Origin of the sequence: Lujinxingia litoralis (assembly GCF_003260125.1) — a bacterium.
GTDB lineage: Bacteria > Myxococcota_A > Bradymonadia > Bradymonadales > Bradymonadaceae > Lujinxingia > Lujinxingia litoralis.
In genome coordinates this window covers 39719-55054 of the sequence record NZ_QHKO01000012.1, presented here as the reverse complement: position 1 = coordinate 55054, position 15336 = coordinate 39719, and the positions used below count along the sequence as shown (strand labels likewise).

At 64.8% G+C, this 15336-nt stretch carries 11 protein-coding genes; 3 read left to right on the top strand and 8 right to left on the bottom strand.

Features of this window, described 5'->3' with window-relative positions; genetic code table 11:
* Window positions 1-53: 53 nt before the first annotated feature.
* The 4 genes from atpA to DL240_RS17845 all read right to left on the bottom strand — a co-directional run bounded on the left by atpA (window position 54) and on the right by DL240_RS17845 (window position 3471).
* Window positions 54-1610, bottom strand: a complete 1557-nt coding sequence (gene atpA / locus DL240_RS17860) for a F0F1 ATP synthase subunit alpha (RefSeq protein ID WP_111731267.1) — start codon at window positions 1608-1610, stop codon at window positions 54-56.
* Window positions 1611-1719: 109 nt separating this feature from the next.
* Window positions 1720-2265, bottom strand: coding sequence for an ATP synthase F1 subunit delta (atpH, locus tag DL240_RS17855; RefSeq protein WP_111731266.1), 546 nt, complete (start codon window positions 2263-2265; stop codon window positions 1720-1722).
* Between the two features lie 58 nt (window positions 2266-2323).
* Window positions 2324-2935, bottom strand: coding sequence for a F0F1 ATP synthase subunit B (locus DL240_RS17850; RefSeq protein ID WP_111731265.1), 612 nt, complete (start codon window positions 2933-2935; stop codon window positions 2324-2326).
* Window positions 2936-3000: 65 nt separating this feature from the next.
* Window positions 3001-3471 (bottom strand): F0F1 ATP synthase subunit B, encoded by a 471-nt coding sequence (locus tag DL240_RS17845; protein ID WP_111731264.1) that lies wholly within the window; start codon window positions 3469-3471, stop codon window positions 3001-3003.
* 482 nt (window positions 3472-3953) lie between these two features.
* On the opposite strand from DL240_RS17845, the gene DL240_RS17840 reads away from it, so the two are divergent.
* From DL240_RS17840 to lpdA, 3 genes are all read left to right on the top strand, one after another.
* Window positions 3954-6848, top strand: coding sequence for a 2-oxoglutarate dehydrogenase E1 component (locus tag DL240_RS17840; RefSeq protein ID WP_199589859.1), 2895 nt, complete (start codon window positions 3954-3956; stop codon window positions 6846-6848).
* Between the two features lie 159 nt (window positions 6849-7007).
* Entirely contained in the window at window positions 7008-8234 is a 1227-nt protein-coding gene (gene odhB, locus DL240_RS17835; protein WP_111731262.1) for a 2-oxoglutarate dehydrogenase complex dihydrolipoyllysine-residue succinyltransferase, read from the top strand.
* 139 nt (window positions 8235-8373) lie between these two features.
* The gene (gene lpdA / locus DL240_RS17830) at window positions 8374-9768 is read left to right on the top strand and encodes a dihydrolipoyl dehydrogenase (RefSeq protein ID WP_111731261.1); all 1395 of its coding nucleotides are present in this window, start codon (window positions 8374-8376) and stop codon (window positions 9766-9768) included.
* Window positions 9769-9897: 129 nt separating this feature from the next.
* On the opposite strand, the gene DL240_RS20120 is transcribed toward lpdA, so the two are convergent.
* The 4 genes from DL240_RS20120 to kamB form a co-directional block, all read right to left on the bottom strand.
* Window positions 9898-10317 carry a group I truncated hemoglobin gene (locus tag DL240_RS20120; RefSeq protein WP_158542731.1) on the bottom strand — a complete coding sequence of 140 codons (420 nt, stop codon included), beginning with the start codon at window positions 10315-10317 and terminating at the stop codon, window positions 9898-9900.
* 35 nt (window positions 10318-10352) lie between these two features.
* On the bottom strand, window positions 10353-12161 hold the full coding sequence (locus DL240_RS20115) for a hypothetical protein (protein WP_158542729.1): 1809 nt from the start codon (window positions 12159-12161) through the stop codon (window positions 10353-10355).
* 172 nt (window positions 12162-12333) lie between these two features.
* Window positions 12334-14127 (bottom strand): RCC1 domain-containing protein, encoded by a 1794-nt coding sequence (locus DL240_RS17815; RefSeq protein ID WP_158542727.1) that lies wholly within the window; start codon window positions 14125-14127, stop codon window positions 12334-12336.
* 63 nt (window positions 14128-14190) lie between these two features.
* Window positions 14191-15234, bottom strand: coding sequence for a lysine 5,6-aminomutase reactivase subunit KamB (gene kamB, locus DL240_RS17810; protein ID WP_146618393.1), 1044 nt, complete (start codon window positions 15232-15234; stop codon window positions 14191-14193).
* Window positions 15235-15336 lie beyond the last annotated feature (102 nt).

The following is a 15336-nucleotide window of genomic DNA, read 5'->3' as shown; positions in this document are numbered from 1 at the left end:
TCTTCGGGCGAGGGCAGGCCACCCCGTAACTTCAAGCCAGGGTAGCTGCGGCCTTACTCGGCGGCGGCCTCTTGATGTTTGGCTTTGAAGTTCTCGGTGTACTCTTCGAGGATCGCCAGCGCGCGGGCCGTCGTCTCGCTCTGGGCGTCGGTGCCCGCCTTCTTCCCGAACTTCTTGTCGCCGCGGATCGCCTCCCAGATGGACGCGTCCTTGCTCTCCGCAAAGCTGTAGAGTCCGTCTTCGTAGGCCTTGAGATCGCTCAGGTCCAGCGAGGTCAACAGCCCCTCGTTGGCCGCGAAGATGATCAGCACCTGGCGGGCCACCTCCAGCGGGGAGTACTGGGTCTGCTTGAGGATCTCCACCAGACGCGCCCCCTTGGCCAGCTGGGCCTGGGTGGTCTTGTCGAGGTCCGAGGCAAACTGGCTGAACGCTTCCAGCTCACGGTACTGCGCCAGGTCCACGCGGATGGTACCGGCGACGTTCTTCATCGCCGGGATCTGCGCGGCACCACCAACGCGGCTCACCGAGATACCGACGTTAATCGCCGGGCGCACGCCACTGTGGAAGAGGTCGGTCTCCAGGAAGATCTGACCGTCGGTGATCGAGATGACGTTGGTCGGGATGTACGCCGAGACGTCGCCGGCCTGCGTCTCAATGATCGGCAGCGCGGTGAGGCTACCACCACCTTCGGCGTCGCTCATCTTGGCGGCGCGTTCCAGCAGACGGCTGTGAATGTAGAACACGTCCCCGGGGTAGGCTTCACGTCCGGGCGGACGACGAAGCAGCAGCGAGAGCTCGCGGTACGCGACGGCCTGCTTGGAGAGGTCATCGTACACGATCAGCGCGTGCTGACCGTTGTCGCGGTAGTACTCGCCCATGGCCACACCGGCGTAGGGAGCCAGGTACTGCAGCGGCGCGGCCTGCGAGGCGGTTGCCGAGACCACCGTGGTGTACTCCATCGCCCCGAAGCGCTTGAGCTTCTCCACGGTCTGCGCAACGGTCGACTCCTTCTGACCGATGGCGACGTAGATGCATTTTACGCCGGTGTCTTTCTGGTTGATGATCGTGTCGATGGCCACCGCGGTCTTACCGGTCTGGCGGTCACCAATGATCAGCTCACGCTGGCCACGGCCGATCGGCACCATCGAGTCGATGGCTTTAAGCCCGGTCTGCATCGGCTCGCCGACGCTCTGCCGCGGGATGATGCCCGGCGCCTTGACTTCAATACGGCTGCGCAGCTCCGAGTCGATCGGGCCCTTGCCGTCGATGGGCATCCCCAGCGCGTTGACCACGCGGCCTTCCAGCGCCGGACCCACCGGAACGTCCACGATGCGACCGGTGAGCTTGACCTCATCGCCTTCGACGATGCCGCGGTCACTACCGAGGAGCGCCACACCGACGTTGTCCTCTTCCAGGTTGAGGACCATCCCGTAGACTTCGCCCGGGAACTCCAACAATTCGCCGGCCATCGCCGACTCCAGACCGTAAACGCGCGCGATACCGTCACCAATCGAGATGACCGTACCGGTCTCGCTGGTCTCCATGCGCGAGTCGTAGTTCTCGATCTGCTTCTTAATGATGGAGCTGATCTCTGCGATGTTAATGTCCATCTTAACTTACCCTTAAGCTCGGGGGTCGCTCATATCCCGCCAACCCTGCTGACCTCTCGGGGCCAGGCACAAGGGGCTACGGGGCAACGGCGCCCTCGGTGATCCGTAATTAGACTTCGTTGAGAATCGCTTCGCGCATCCGCTTGAGCCGGGTACGCACCGAACCGTCATAGATGGAACCGCCCACTCGGGCGACCACCCCGCCGATGAGAGACTCATCGACCGAGGTTTCCACCAGCACCTCTTTGCCGGTTTTTCTGGCGAGCGCGGCCTTGATCTCGGCGATCTGGCCCTCGTCCAGCGGCGAGGCGCTGGTCACCCGTGCGCGAACCCGTCCGGCCTGCATGTCGACGCCGGCGCTGAAGTCCTCGGCGATCGCCTCGATATAACGCAGACGATCGCGATCGAGCAGCAGCATCACGAAGTTGCGCATCAGACCGTCCCAGCCCCGCGCTGCGGCCAGAGCCTCGATCACCCGGCGGCGCTCCGCGAGCGTGACTCCGGGGTTAAGCAGCGCCTGGCGCAGCTCTTCACTCTGCGCAAACGCCTCGCCGAGCCAGCTCAGCGAGGTGTTCAGCACATCGACCTTTCCGGCTTCGGTGGCCAGCTCGAGCAGCGCCCGGGCGTAGCGCCGGGCTACAGGTACCTTTGCCATCTCTACTCCTCAGTGAGCGCCGCGGCCGCTTTGCGGGCCGCGCGCGCTCGAAAACCATTCAGTTCTTGGCCGTGTTGGCCGTGTTGCCCAGCTCGGCGACGTAGCTCTCGACCAGCTTGCCCTGCACGCCGGCATCCACGCGCTCGCGCGCCACGCGCTGAGCCATGTCCAGCGCGGTGTTGACGGCCTGCTCTTCGAGCATGGCCACCGCCCGCTTGACCTCTTGAGCAATGGTCTGCTCGGCGTCGACGCGCATCTTTTCCACGCTCTTCTTGGCCGCGTCGATCAGGCGCTGTTTCTCGCGCTCACCCTGGGCGTGGTACTCATCGAGCATCGACTGCCGGTCGCGCTCCAGCGCCTCCAGCCGGGCGTTGAGCTCGGCCAGCCGGGCCTCGGCCTCTTCGCGGGCCAGCTTGGCGGCGTTCATCTCCGCCAAGAAGCTCTCACGACGGCTGGCGAAGAAATCGCGAATCGCCGGACCGCCGAACTTGATGATGATCCCCAGGAAGATCGCCAGATTGATCATGCCCGTGACCCAGGCCCCCCAGGGGAAGCCGTGGCCATCAGCCGACGCCGCAAACGCCGGCGCGCTCACCACAAGCAGAGCGACGAGCACCTGCACAAAGATCGCCCGCCGGGAGCCCGCCGCACGAAGAAGTTTCGAAGCCATTATCTGTCCTAACTCGCTTAAAGGGGGCGGCGCCTGGAATTAAAGCTCTCAGGCGCCCCATCCGGTTACGCCTGCGGGAGCACCTTCTGAACCATCGCGTCGGCCAGCGCCTGCGCGCGATCGTTGATCTCGGCCCGGGCCGACTCCACGCGCGCATCGATCTGGGCGCGCTCCTCGTCCAGCTTGGCATGAAGCTCCGCGCGGACCTCTTCCAGGATATCGTCCTGCTCGGCCAGTCCCTGGTTGCGCAACGACTCGCGCACATCCTGCGCGTCGCGACGCGCCGCGGAGAGCTTGTCATCGTAGCTGGCGCGCAGCACGGCGGCCTGCGCATCCATCTCTCCGGCCTCTTCGGTGGAGCCCTCCACGCTGTCTTCGCGCGCCTCAAGCGTCTTGAGGTAGGGCTTGATCAGCACGAAGTTGAGAATCACAAACACCAGCAGAAATGCACCCATCTGCACGAAGATCGTGCCGTCAATGTCGATCGCGACGGCTGCGATCAGCAGCGGGCTCGTGGGGGAAAGAATGTCGAACATCGTGGCGCCTTCTAAGTCAGCAGAAAATTGCGCTTCCCGCTTTAATTTAGGCCGCCTGGGCGGTTTTGCGGGAAAACCGTCGCGGCTTTAACATGGGGTTTTCAAGAGTGTCAAGGAAGGCGTCTTCGGGCGAGCGCGCAGGGCCCACCACCGGCCGCACACCCGTTCTTTCTTGACCCGCCGAGCCCCATCGTTATTGTAAGGCACAGGCGCCCCCGGGGCGTTTTTTTTTAACGCGATGATGCCCAGACTCTGATGTGCATTCCACACTCCAACTCCGTAGTTTCCTGCGGTGGGCCTGTCCCGACCCTTCTGAGGCCGTGCCTTGTTGGGCTCTCGCCATTCCCTCCTCAATCTCCGCGTGTGCGGGGCCTGTCGGCCCTGAAGATGCGCACCTCGCGAAATAGCGCTGCGACCGGGTCGTTATAGGACACGACCCGGACGCCCCTCTTGCACCCAATGTCCTCCAGAAGTTGATGACCGTGAAAGAATCAACCGAGCAAGCATCCCATTCGCCCCAGTCCCTGGCTGACACTCAATTCACCGGGGAGAACCTGGCCTTCATTGAGGACCTCTACCGTCAGTACCTCGAGGATCCGGGCTCCGTGGACACCAGCTGGGAGCCGATCTTCGAGGAGTACTTCGGCCCGCAGGCACCGCTTAACGGGGGCGCGCCGCACTTCAAGCCCCGCTCGATCTTCGAGCCGGCTTACATCCCCGGGCAGGCCCCGGGCGGCGACGCGGTCTGGGTGGATAAACTTGAGGGCATCACGGTGCGCGCGCCGGGGCGTACCGAGGGCTTTGCCGCCCGGGTCGAGGCGATCGTCCGGGCCTTCCGTCTGCACGGACACCTGATCGCCGGGATCGACCCGCTGGATCGCCCGCGCCACACCTCCCCGCCGGAGCTGGAGCCCTCGCTCTACGGGTTTACCTCGGGCGATCTCAAAGCCCGGGTCCACTACGAGCCTCTCTTTGGCTCCCGGGAAGTCACCCTGGGTGAGCTGCTGCAGCGCCTGCGTGACATCTACTGCGGCCACATCGCCGTCGAATACCAGAACATGCCGGGAAGCCAGTCGCGTACCTGGCTGCGCGATCAGATCGAGCGCAACGACTACGCTGAACTCAACCCAACCGAGGACGGCCCCCACATCCTCGACTCGTTGGTCGAAGCCGACGCGTTTGAGACCTTCCTGCACAAAAAGTACGTCGGCGCCAAGCGCTTCTCGCTCTCCGGCGGGGAGTCGCTGATCCCGATGCTCGACTTCATGCTCGAGGAAGCCGCCGGGCTCGGAGTCGAAGAGGTCGTGGTCGGCATGGCCCACCGCGGTCGCCTCAACGTGCTGCACAACATCATGAACAAGCCCGCCGAGGCGATGTTCTCCGAGTTTGAGAAGGTCCAGACGCCCGAAGACTACATCGGCAGCAGCGACGTCAAGTACCACATGGGCTTCTCCAGCGACCGCACCACCCGCAGCGGCGCCTCGGTGCACCTCTCGCTCTGCTTCAACCCCAGCCACCTGGAGTTCGTCAACCCGGTGGTCCTGGGTCGAGTCCGCGCCAAGCAGGATCGCCTGGGCACCGAAGGCGCTCGCCAGAAGCTCCTCCCCCTCCAACTCCACGGCGACGCCGCCTTCAGCGGGCAGGGCATCGTCACCGAGTCGCTGAACCTGGCACGGGTCAAGGGCTACAACGTCGGCGGCACCATTCACGTGGTGATCAACAACCAGATCGGGTTCACCACCAACCCCGAAGACAGCCGCTCCACGACCTACGCCACCGACGTGGCCAAGATGCTCGAAGTCCCGATCTTCCACGTCAACGGCGACGATCCCGAAGCCTGTGTGCGGGTGATGAAGCTCGCGATGCGCTACCGCCAGCGCTTCGGCGAAGACGTCATCGTCGACCTGGTCTGCTACCGACGCTACGGCCACAACGAAGGCGACGAGCCCCGCTTCACCCAGCCGGAGATGTACGGCTCCATCGACGCCGCCAAGCCGGTGCGTGAGAAGTACGTCGACAGCCTGATCTCCCGCCAGATCATGACGCCCGCGCAGACCGACAAGGTCTGGAACACGCAGATGGACGCCTATGGCGAGGTCTTCAAAGAGATCCGCAAGACGCCGCTGCCCAAATCCATCAGCACCCTCGACGGGGTGTGGACCCCTTACCACGGCGGACCGCTGAAGTCCGGCGACGGCAACAACGCCCCCATCAGCGAAGAGCTCTTCAAAGAGCTCGCGCACAAGCTGGTCGACGTCCCCGAGAGCCACAACGTCCACCGCACTCTGCGCCGCTTCCTTAAGGGACGCGAAAAGGTCGCCACCGGCGAGAGCCCGGCCGACTGGGGCATGGGCGAAGCGCTGGCCTTCGCATCGCTGCTCGTCCAGGGCACGCGCATCCGCATGAGCGGCCAGGACGTGATCCGCGGCACCTTCAGCCATCGCCACGCCGCACTCTTTGATACCAAGACCGGCGAGGGCTACTGGCCGCTGCGACACTTAGGCGAAGATCAGGGATCGCTGGAGATCTACAACTCCACCCTCTCCGAGAACGCGGTGCTGGGCTTTGAGTATGGCTTTAGCCTGGACTCCCCTGACGCCCTGGTGCTCTGGGAGGCGCAGTTCGGCGACTTCGTCAACGGCGCACAGGTCATCATCGACCAGTTCATCAACTCCGGCGAAGATAAGTGGAAGCGCCTCAGCGGCCTGACCATGCTCCTTCCCCACGGCTACGAGGGCCAGGGCCCGGAGCACTCCTCGGCTCGCCCCGAGCGTTTCCTCCAGCTCTGCGCCGGCGACAACATGTACGTCTGCAACCTGACGACGCCCGCGCAGTACTTCCACGCGCTGCGCCGCCAGGTGCTCCACAGCGCCCGCAAGCCGCTGATCGTCATGAGCCCCAAGAGCCTGCTGCGCCACAAAGACGCGGTCAGCCCCATGGAAGACTTCACCCAGGCCGGCTTCCAGCCGATCCTCAAGGAGTCCCGTCCGGAGATCAAAGCCGACAAGGTGCGCCGCGTGCTGCTCTGCTCGGGCAAGGTCTACTACGATCTCTGCGACCACGCCGCCGAGCAGGGCATCGACGATGTGGCCATCGTGCGCGTCGAGCAGCTCTATCCGCTTGATGGCAAGCTTCTCAAAGAAGCGGTCGCTCCCTTCAAAAACGCCAGCGAGCTGGTCTGGGTTCAGGAAGAACCTAAAAACATGGGCGCCTGGCACTATATCTTCCCGCGCCTCATCGAGATCTTCGGCGCCAACCCCCTGCCCGCCTACGTCGGTCGCATCGCCAGCGCGAGCCCGGCCACAGGTGCCTACGAGAGCCACGAGCTCGAACAGCGCTCACTGGTCTCGCAGGCCTTTGCCAAAAAGCTGGACTGAACAGGTGGCGTTCCGGGCCACGCGGGCTTGGATTCGACGCCTATCTCTGATACCCCCGGTAGGGCAGCGTGCGGGTTTCACGGCCCGCGCGACCTACACGATGTGATGTTAAGCCCCTGACCTTTTAAGTAACTACGTTGCACGCCTACGAGGCCTTACATGAGCGTACCCGTTGAGGTCCCCACCCTTGGTGAGTCTGTCACCGAGGCGATCATCGCTGAATGGTTGAAAAAAGAGGGCGATTTCGTTGAGGAAGACGAGATCATTGCCGAGCTTGAGACCGACAAAATCACCGTTGAGGTGCCCGCTCCGGTCTCGGGCACGATCAAGAAGCTGCGCTTCGCGATCGACGACTCCGTGAACCCCGGCGACATCATCGCCGACATTGAGCCCGGTGAATCCAAAGGCGGCGACGCCGGCGGTGCCACGAGCGAAGCGGCGCCCAAGCAGCCTGCTGCCGCGGACCAGGGCGAAGACCAGGGCGGTGACGCCCACGACAAGGTCGGCCCGGCCGTCCGACGTCTGGTCGAAGAGAACAACCTGGAGCTGGCCGACATCCGCGGCACCGGCCCCGGCGGTCGTGTGACCAAGGGCGATGTGCTCGAGCACGTGAAGAGCGGCGCCGCCAAGAAGAGCAAGCCCGCCGCGGCTAGCGCCGAAGCGCCGCGCCCGACCGTCGACCAGGGCGCGCTCGAAGAGCGTGTTGCCATGAGCAAGCTGCGCCAGACCGTGGCCCGCCGCCTGGTCGAAGCTCAGCACAACGCCGCGATGCTCACGACCTTCAACGAGGTCGACATGACGGCGATCATGGCGCTGCGCAAGCAGTACCAGGATCGCTTCGTCAAGAAGTACGGCTTTAAGCTGGGCTTCATGAGCTTCTTCATCAAAGCGTCCATCGAAGCCCTGAAGGCCTTCCCCTCGGTCAACGCCGAGATCGATGGCACCGACATCGTCTACAAGAACTACTACAACATCGGCGTGGCCGTCGGTGGCGGACGTGGTCTGGTGGTGCCCGTGCTTAAGAACGCCGACCAGTACAGCTTCGCTCAGACCGAGCAGGAGCTGGGCAAGCTGGTCGACAAGGCCGTCAACAACAAGCTGACCCTGCCCGAGCTGCAAGGTGGCACGTTCACCATCTCCAACGGCGGCATCTACGGTTCGATGCTCTCCACGCCCATCCTCAACCCGCCGCAGTCGGGCATCCTGGGCATGCACAACATCGTGGAGCGCCCGGTGGCGGTAAACGGCAAGGTTGAGATTCGCCCGGTGATGTACCTGGCACTCTCCTACGACCACCGCATCATTGATGGTCGCGAGGCCGTCAGCTTCCTGGTGCGCATCAAGGAATGCCTGGAGAATCCCGAGCGCATGCTGCTCGAAGTCTGATCCCAGGGCGGGCCTCCCACGAGGCTGCTCAGCGAGAGGTCGGGGCCACGCGCCTCGGCCTCTTCGTCGATCGGGGCCCCGGCAACCTCCATCGCCGGCCCGCCACACACTTCAACGCCCCTGAACAAAGGCTGTTGTTATGTACGATCTCGTTGTCATCGGTTCTGGACCTGGCGGCTACATCGCTGCGATTCGCGCCGCTCAGCTCGACATGAAGGTCGCCGTGGTGGAGCGCTACCCCACCTTCGGTGGCACCTGCCTCAACGTGGGCTGCATTCCGTCAAAAGCGCTGCTCGAATCGAGCGAGCGCTACGAAGAAGCCCGGGAGCACTTCGGCGACCACGGTATTACGGTCGGCGACGTGAGCTTTGACCTCAAGAAGATGCTGGCACGCAAAGATGAGGTCGTCTCCAGCCTGGTCGGCGGCGTGGCCGGGCTCTTCAAAAAGAACAACATCGACACCTTTCACGGCCACGGCTCCATCGTGGACACCAAACGTGTCGATGTGAAAAAGGACGACGGTTCGGTCGAAACGCTGCAGACCGAACGCATCCTGATCGCCACCGGTTCCAAGCCCATCAGCCTGCCGGGCGTGGAGATCGACAAGGAGCACATCGTCGACTCCACCGGCGCGCTCAACTTCCAGGAAGTGCCCGAGCACCTGGTGGTCATCGGCGCCGGCGTCATCGGCCTGGAGCTGGGTTCGGTGTGGCGCCGCCTCGGCGCCAAAGTCACCGTGATCGAATACCTCGGCGAGATCTTCGGCGGCCGCGCCGACAAAGATGTCACCCGCCAGGCTCAGCGCGTCTTCAAGAAGCAGGGCATTGAGTTTGCGCTCAACGCCGCGGTGACCGGCGCCAGCGTCAACAAGGGCAAGGTCACCGTGACCTACGAGCAGGATGGTGAGACCAAAACCATCGACTGCGACCGTCTCCTGGTGGGCGTGGGCCGCAAGCCCTACACCGAGGGATTGGGCCTGGAGAACATCGGGCTGGAGACGACCGCGCGCGGGTTCATCGAGGTCAACAAGCACTACGAGACGTCGATCAAAGGCGTCTACGCCATCGGTGATGTGATCCCCGGGCCGATGCTCGCCCACCTGGCCGAGCACGAGGGCGTGACCTGTGTGGAACGCATCAAGGGCATCGCCGGCCACGTCAACTACGACGCTATCCCCGACGTGGTGTACACCCATCCCGAGGTGGCCTCGGTGGGCAAGACAGAGCAGGCGCTCAAGGAAGCCGGCATCAAGTATAAAACCGGCAAGTTCCCCTTTAAGGCCAACGGCCGCGCCCGCGCGCTCAACGACACCGAAGGGTTCGTCAAGATCCTGGCCGACGCCGAGACCGACCGCATTCTGGGCGCCCATATCATCGGCCCGCGCGCCGGCGATCTGATCGCCGAGCTGGCGGTGGCCGTGGAGTTTGGTTCCAGCGCCGAAGATATCGCGCGCTCGACCCACGCCCACCCCACCCTGGCCGAGGTTATCAAAGAAGCCGCGCTTGATGTGGACGGGCGCACGCTCAACCTCTGAGCCGACCTCGACGTTTCACGTGTACGCCCGGGCCCGGGCGTACACATCGCCCCCCGCTCGCGAACTGACGCAAGCGGGGGGCTTTTTTGTTTTACGAGACGTCTGTATGCCCCCGGCGTTCAGGACGATCTAACGGTCCGGCCGAAACTTCGCGTAGCCGAGCTCCTCGCGCGCCTGATCGCCCTGGCGGATCACCATGTCGCGCATGGCCCGATCAAGACCCAGCCAGGCCTCTTTCACATGCTCCGGCACGCTGAACGCGTCGAGCACCTCCCGCAAGATCTGGTGGCGGCGATCAAAATGCCCGACCAGAATCGGCATCTGCTGATGAGCTCGCCGAATCGGAGGCCCCGCATAATCGCCCTGCCTGCTCCCCAGGTGCGCATGGACAAACGCGATCTGGGAGGCAATCAGCGCCTCTTTGTCGCTCTTCATAAAGAAAAAGCCGATCATCAGATCGTCAAAGAGCCGATCGTAGAAGGCGCGCATCATGGCCTCCATCCGCTCGGCGCCGCCGACCTCTTCGATCACATCCCATGGCGTGCTCATAAGGCTCCTCCAGCCCGATCGTGCGGGCGTTCCGGTCAGGTTGCGTCGCGCCGGTGCAGCGTCATCATCAGCGTGCCCTCGTAGAGCGAGCCCATGAGACGATCGCCGGGGAGCTGACGCAGCTCCTGGCCCTGCAACACGTGATCGCCCATCCAGCGGGCTCTCCCCTCGGCCCAATGCACGACGCGAGCTCGAATCGGAGCATTTCCAAAGGACTCTCCCATCACGTCGGCCGGTAGCCATAGCGGGGCGAAATCCCCTTCGTCATTCCAAGCCGTGATGGCACAGAAGGCGGGCATCGCGGCGAGCGACGCATTGGGAGCCGGGCTATCAAACACGTCGATCAAAAGCGGCAAACCGAGTGCGCGAGCCAGCTCCGAGATCAACGCATCAAACGCCTGAGAAGATTTCATGCCACGCACCGGCGACAGACGCCGACGCCAAACGCTGCGGGTCCGCGTGAGGTAACCGCTGTAGGCCCCCTGAGCCAGCGCGATCGCGCGCTGGCGCTCGTCATCATTCAGCCGCTCGAAACGCGCGTTCATCGAGGCCCGCGCCGAGGCAAAGGCCCGATCGAGCGCGTGTTCGAAGTCGACCGGCGGTGCGGGTACGCGGCGCGGCAGACCCACTCGCCAGCGAACCCGCTCGCCATTGCCCAGCGGGGCAGCGGAATCCCAGGCCGGCGCGCGCAGCCTACCGGCCCGCACCGCCGAGGCGTTGCTTTCGAGTGCGCGCGCCATCCCACGCAGGAGATCACGCAGGGCATCCCGCTCCCGGGTCGACCAGCAAAGAAGAGGCATGGACCAGGGGAGGTTCACCGGCTCGCTAAGCCCGATGCTTACCCCGGGGGCATCGTACACGCCGAACTCCTCGGAGAGCTCCGTGGCTCCGCGCCAGCTCCCGAGCACACAAGCCTCCTGACGTCGAAGCTCCTCCCAGGCGCGGGCAAGCTCGGCGAAATCAGGCCAGGCTCCCAGTCTCCCAACCAGCGGCGCATGGCCTTCGGCAAGCCCACAGGCGATCACGGGCAGCGCGCCGCGGTGGTTGACGCCGTTGATGTTTCGCAGCGTGTGCGCGGCCTGCCGCAGCGCGCTTTGAGGCGACACCCCACCGCAGTCCCAGATCACCTCGGTAAGCGCGGAGGCGTGGCCGGCCCAGGGCGTGCTCCGCAGTGCCGTGGCAGCGCGATCCACGGCGTCGACCAGATAGGGCACCTCGCTCACATCAAACCACTCCGGCCACCGCACCTCCGAGGCCAGCGCTCGCCGCAGCGGCTCGCGCAAGACCTGCTCCGGCGGCTCCAGTTCGGCACCAAGCGCGGAGATCAGCGCAGCGTGGCGGGCCTCAAAACGGTCCAGACGCCAGCTCACCAGCCCCGGGATTCGCGTTGGAGAGACAGGCGGAGCGGAGGCGTGGCGGGCCGCCTGACCGGCCAGGGCACGCACCTCCTTGTCGTCACGCAGCCTCACTATCAGGCTGACCAGCGTTGGCGAGAGCCCCAGCGCATCGGCCAGTATGGGAGCGAAGGCCTCGGTCAGCGCGTCGTCAGCAAGCGTCGAGAGAAGCGACGCGTTGACCCTAATCCCGGCCCGCTCTTTGTGGAGCAGAGCAAGCACCGGACGTCCTTGCTCCTCCAGGGTCTCGGCGATTCTCCCCCCTTCAAAAGCCGCCACCAGGCGCTCCACACATCTGGCCTGCTCCTCAGCCCCCAGGCCCTTTTCAGCGAGCGCACCGATCAGCGCGGGAAGGTACCCTTCGAGCACCTCCACAGCCACGCGCCGGACCCGGCGCTCGGCTACCTTCAGATCTGCGCCCGCCGCCTGGACCACCGCACTCTGTTTCACACCTGCTCCTCACGCCCGCGCCAGGCTCCCGGTGGGGCACAGCGCTCACACTTCGATCCTCGGGGTTTGTCTCCGGCATCTTAGGCAGAGCCCGACGAATAATGAAGGGCCAAGCGCGAACTTCTCGGGATCCCGGCAAGAGGCGCACCTGCACAGCATCCACCGGCCTTTCTCAAAGAGCTTCGAGCCCGTAGGGCCAGCTAAGCGGTCCCGGGATATGGGTCTCACTCCCCTCGATCTCCCGACCTAGCTCACTGTCGCCATTCTCTCCCCAGCACAAGATCACGCCGGCTGTCGTGATGGCGCAGGTATGAATTTTTCCGGCTTCGATCTGCAAGAAGGTCTCGTCCACATCGACCTCCACCGGCACAAGCTCATTACCGGTCTGCACAACCCCGAGTTGGCCGTGATCGTTGTACCCCCAGCACCAGGCCTCCCCATCGGAATTGAGTCCACAACTATGGACATTGCCGCTGCTCACGGACACCAGAGGCACATCCCCGCCTACCTCCTCCGGCGCCAGCACCAGGTCCGGTCCGGAGGCTCCGGTGCCCAGGCGACCGGTCGAGCCGGTACCCCAGCAGAAGACTCGACGACCACGAGATGTCTCCATCACCGCGCAGGTATGCTGAAACCCGCCCTCCAGCCGGACAAAGGTCGCCCCCTCGGGCTGAATCACAGCGGTAGGCACATCCAGATTGCCCAGCGCTCCATTGCCCAGCCGCCCGTCATCTCCGCGCCCCCAACAATAGGCCTGATCGTCCTCGGTCAGTCCGCAGATGTGCTCATGCCCCGAGCTCACCTGCTTCCAGGAATGACCGCCAACAACCAGCGTCGGATCTGGAACCGTCCCACTGGTCAACCCCACGCCCAGACGCCCTCCCGGATTGTAGCCCCAGCAGTAGATCTCAGTACCGCGTCTCCCGCAGGTATGGGCATCACCGGAGCTGACCTCATCCCAGTCGCTCTCCTGAGTGACCTGCACGGGCTCCACAAGGGTCCCCGCCCCGACCTCTCCGTTCCCCAGACGACCAAAGCGCTGCTGGCCCCAGCACCACAACGTGCCCTCCGGTTTCAACGCGCAGGTATGCGCGCGCCCCGCGCTCACCGAGGCCCACGCTCCGGGAACCTGCAGGGGGAAAATCGAGCGCTCCGGCGACGCGCTCCCCAGCTGCCGGTCGCCGTTGTTCCCCCAGCACCACAGCGTGTCATCGGCCAGAACTGCGCATCCGTGCGTCTCGCCAAGCGAGAGCTGCTCCCAACGCGGCGCCACCAACACGTAATCCCGGCGCTCTTCCTGGCAGAAATCCTCCCCATCCACATCCACACAGGCGCGCACCACCAGCTCCGTCTCCTCCGCATTCAGCACCAGAGACGCTCCCGTCTCGCACCCCTCCAGCGCTTGACAACTGCCCTCGGTGCAGATCTCGCAACTCAGCACACATTCCGGACGCCCCTCACACGTCGCGCTCACCTGCCCCTGGTCCACCACAAACACATCCCCGGCCGGCGGCGCACTCACGCTCAACTCAAACGCCCCCACCACCCGGAAACTCACCCGCTCTTCGACCTCCTCGCCCTGATAGCTCGCGCGAATCGCCACATCGTGGCGGCCCTCATTGACCCGCACCGTGTAGCTCTGCGCGCAGGCCTCCGCGTCCAACTCGTTGAGCTGACAAGTGGTCGTGCACCCGGCCGGCGCACAGCTAAAGTTCAGCGTAACCTCCCCCTCCTCGCCATCGATGAAGACCGGGTCGTCGACCGCTTCGACGCTCAACCGAAGCTCGTCCCCGGGCACATCGCCATCGGGCTCCTCCCCATCGGGCACATCGCCATCGGGCTCCTCCCCATCAGGACGCTCCGTATCCGTTGGGCCAGCATCGCGATCCTCTGGCGAGTCGTCACCATTGCAGCCCAATCCTGTCATCGTGATCAGCACCAGAGCCCACGGCAGCCAACGTCTCATACTCGCCCCCTCGCCACGCAGTGAGCGCGTGCAACATCCCCACGCCCCCCCGGTTATCATTGCTTAAGTCCCCTGAATGATGCGCGCCTCATCCCCCGGGTCAACAGGATTAAACACGGGCACGTCGGGCCACCGGGCCTCCAGCGCTTCGCGAAGCGCCCCCTCGTCCAGCCGCGCGCCGGTGATGGACGTCGGATTGAAACTGATCGCCAGCAGGCGCGAGGAATGCCCCACACGCACCTCCCAGCTCCGCCTGAAGCGCCGCCACAACCGGCCACCGGGGTGCAGCGCTGTACCATCACCCACCACCAGCGTGCGTGTGCGCGGCCCTCCCACCGCCAACAACTCCTCGATCACCCGATCACTCACCAGCCCCGGCACCACCACCCCGGCCGTGGACTTCTGCCAGAGCCGGCGCCCCTGACTCAGCCCCAGCAGACCCGAGGCGTGGGGCAGCTCGCGAAGCTCCCCGTCGTCTTCCACAAGGTAGGCCCGCTTATCGCGTCTGGCTGCCGCCAGCGCCTCCCGCCACATCTCACTCTCGACCACCGGCAACGTGAGACGATCGACCACGTCGTGAGTACGCCGAATCACATCCTCCACGCTCCCCACCACGGCCCCGGTCGACATCACGATCGCCGGCGCCACCTCCGGATGCGCGCCCACCACCCGCCCGTAGGCCCCATCCACCAACACCGGCCCGGCCCCCCGGGCCAGCAACGCCTCCAGCGCCTTCACCACATCCCCCCGGTGGCGAAGCCCGGCCAGAATCACCTCGCCAGGCCCCAGCGCCCGGGCCACCATCACCGGCCCCATCGGCGAACTCACCCCCAGCGGCGCAACATACTCCAGCGGCACCGTCGATCGCCCCAGCGCCTGCTCGGCACTCACCACCCAGTGCCCTTCATCCACCGCGATAGCCGGCTTTTCGGTGCCCAGAAGCACGTCGGCCTGCTCCCCATCAATGCCCACCGACACCAGCCCCAGCGGCTCCGGCCGACGCCGCGCAATCATCGCGTTTAACGTGGTCGTTTTGCCACAGTTCTTGGCCACCCCCACCACGGCCAGTCGCCCGACCTTCCACCAGGGCTTTACCAACGGGTCCATCTCACGCTCGGAAGTCTCACTCACCATCGCCTCGGCATCGACTGACGCAACCTGGCTGCCATACCCTCAAAAAAAGCCAGCGACGGGACGTCCCGCCGCTGG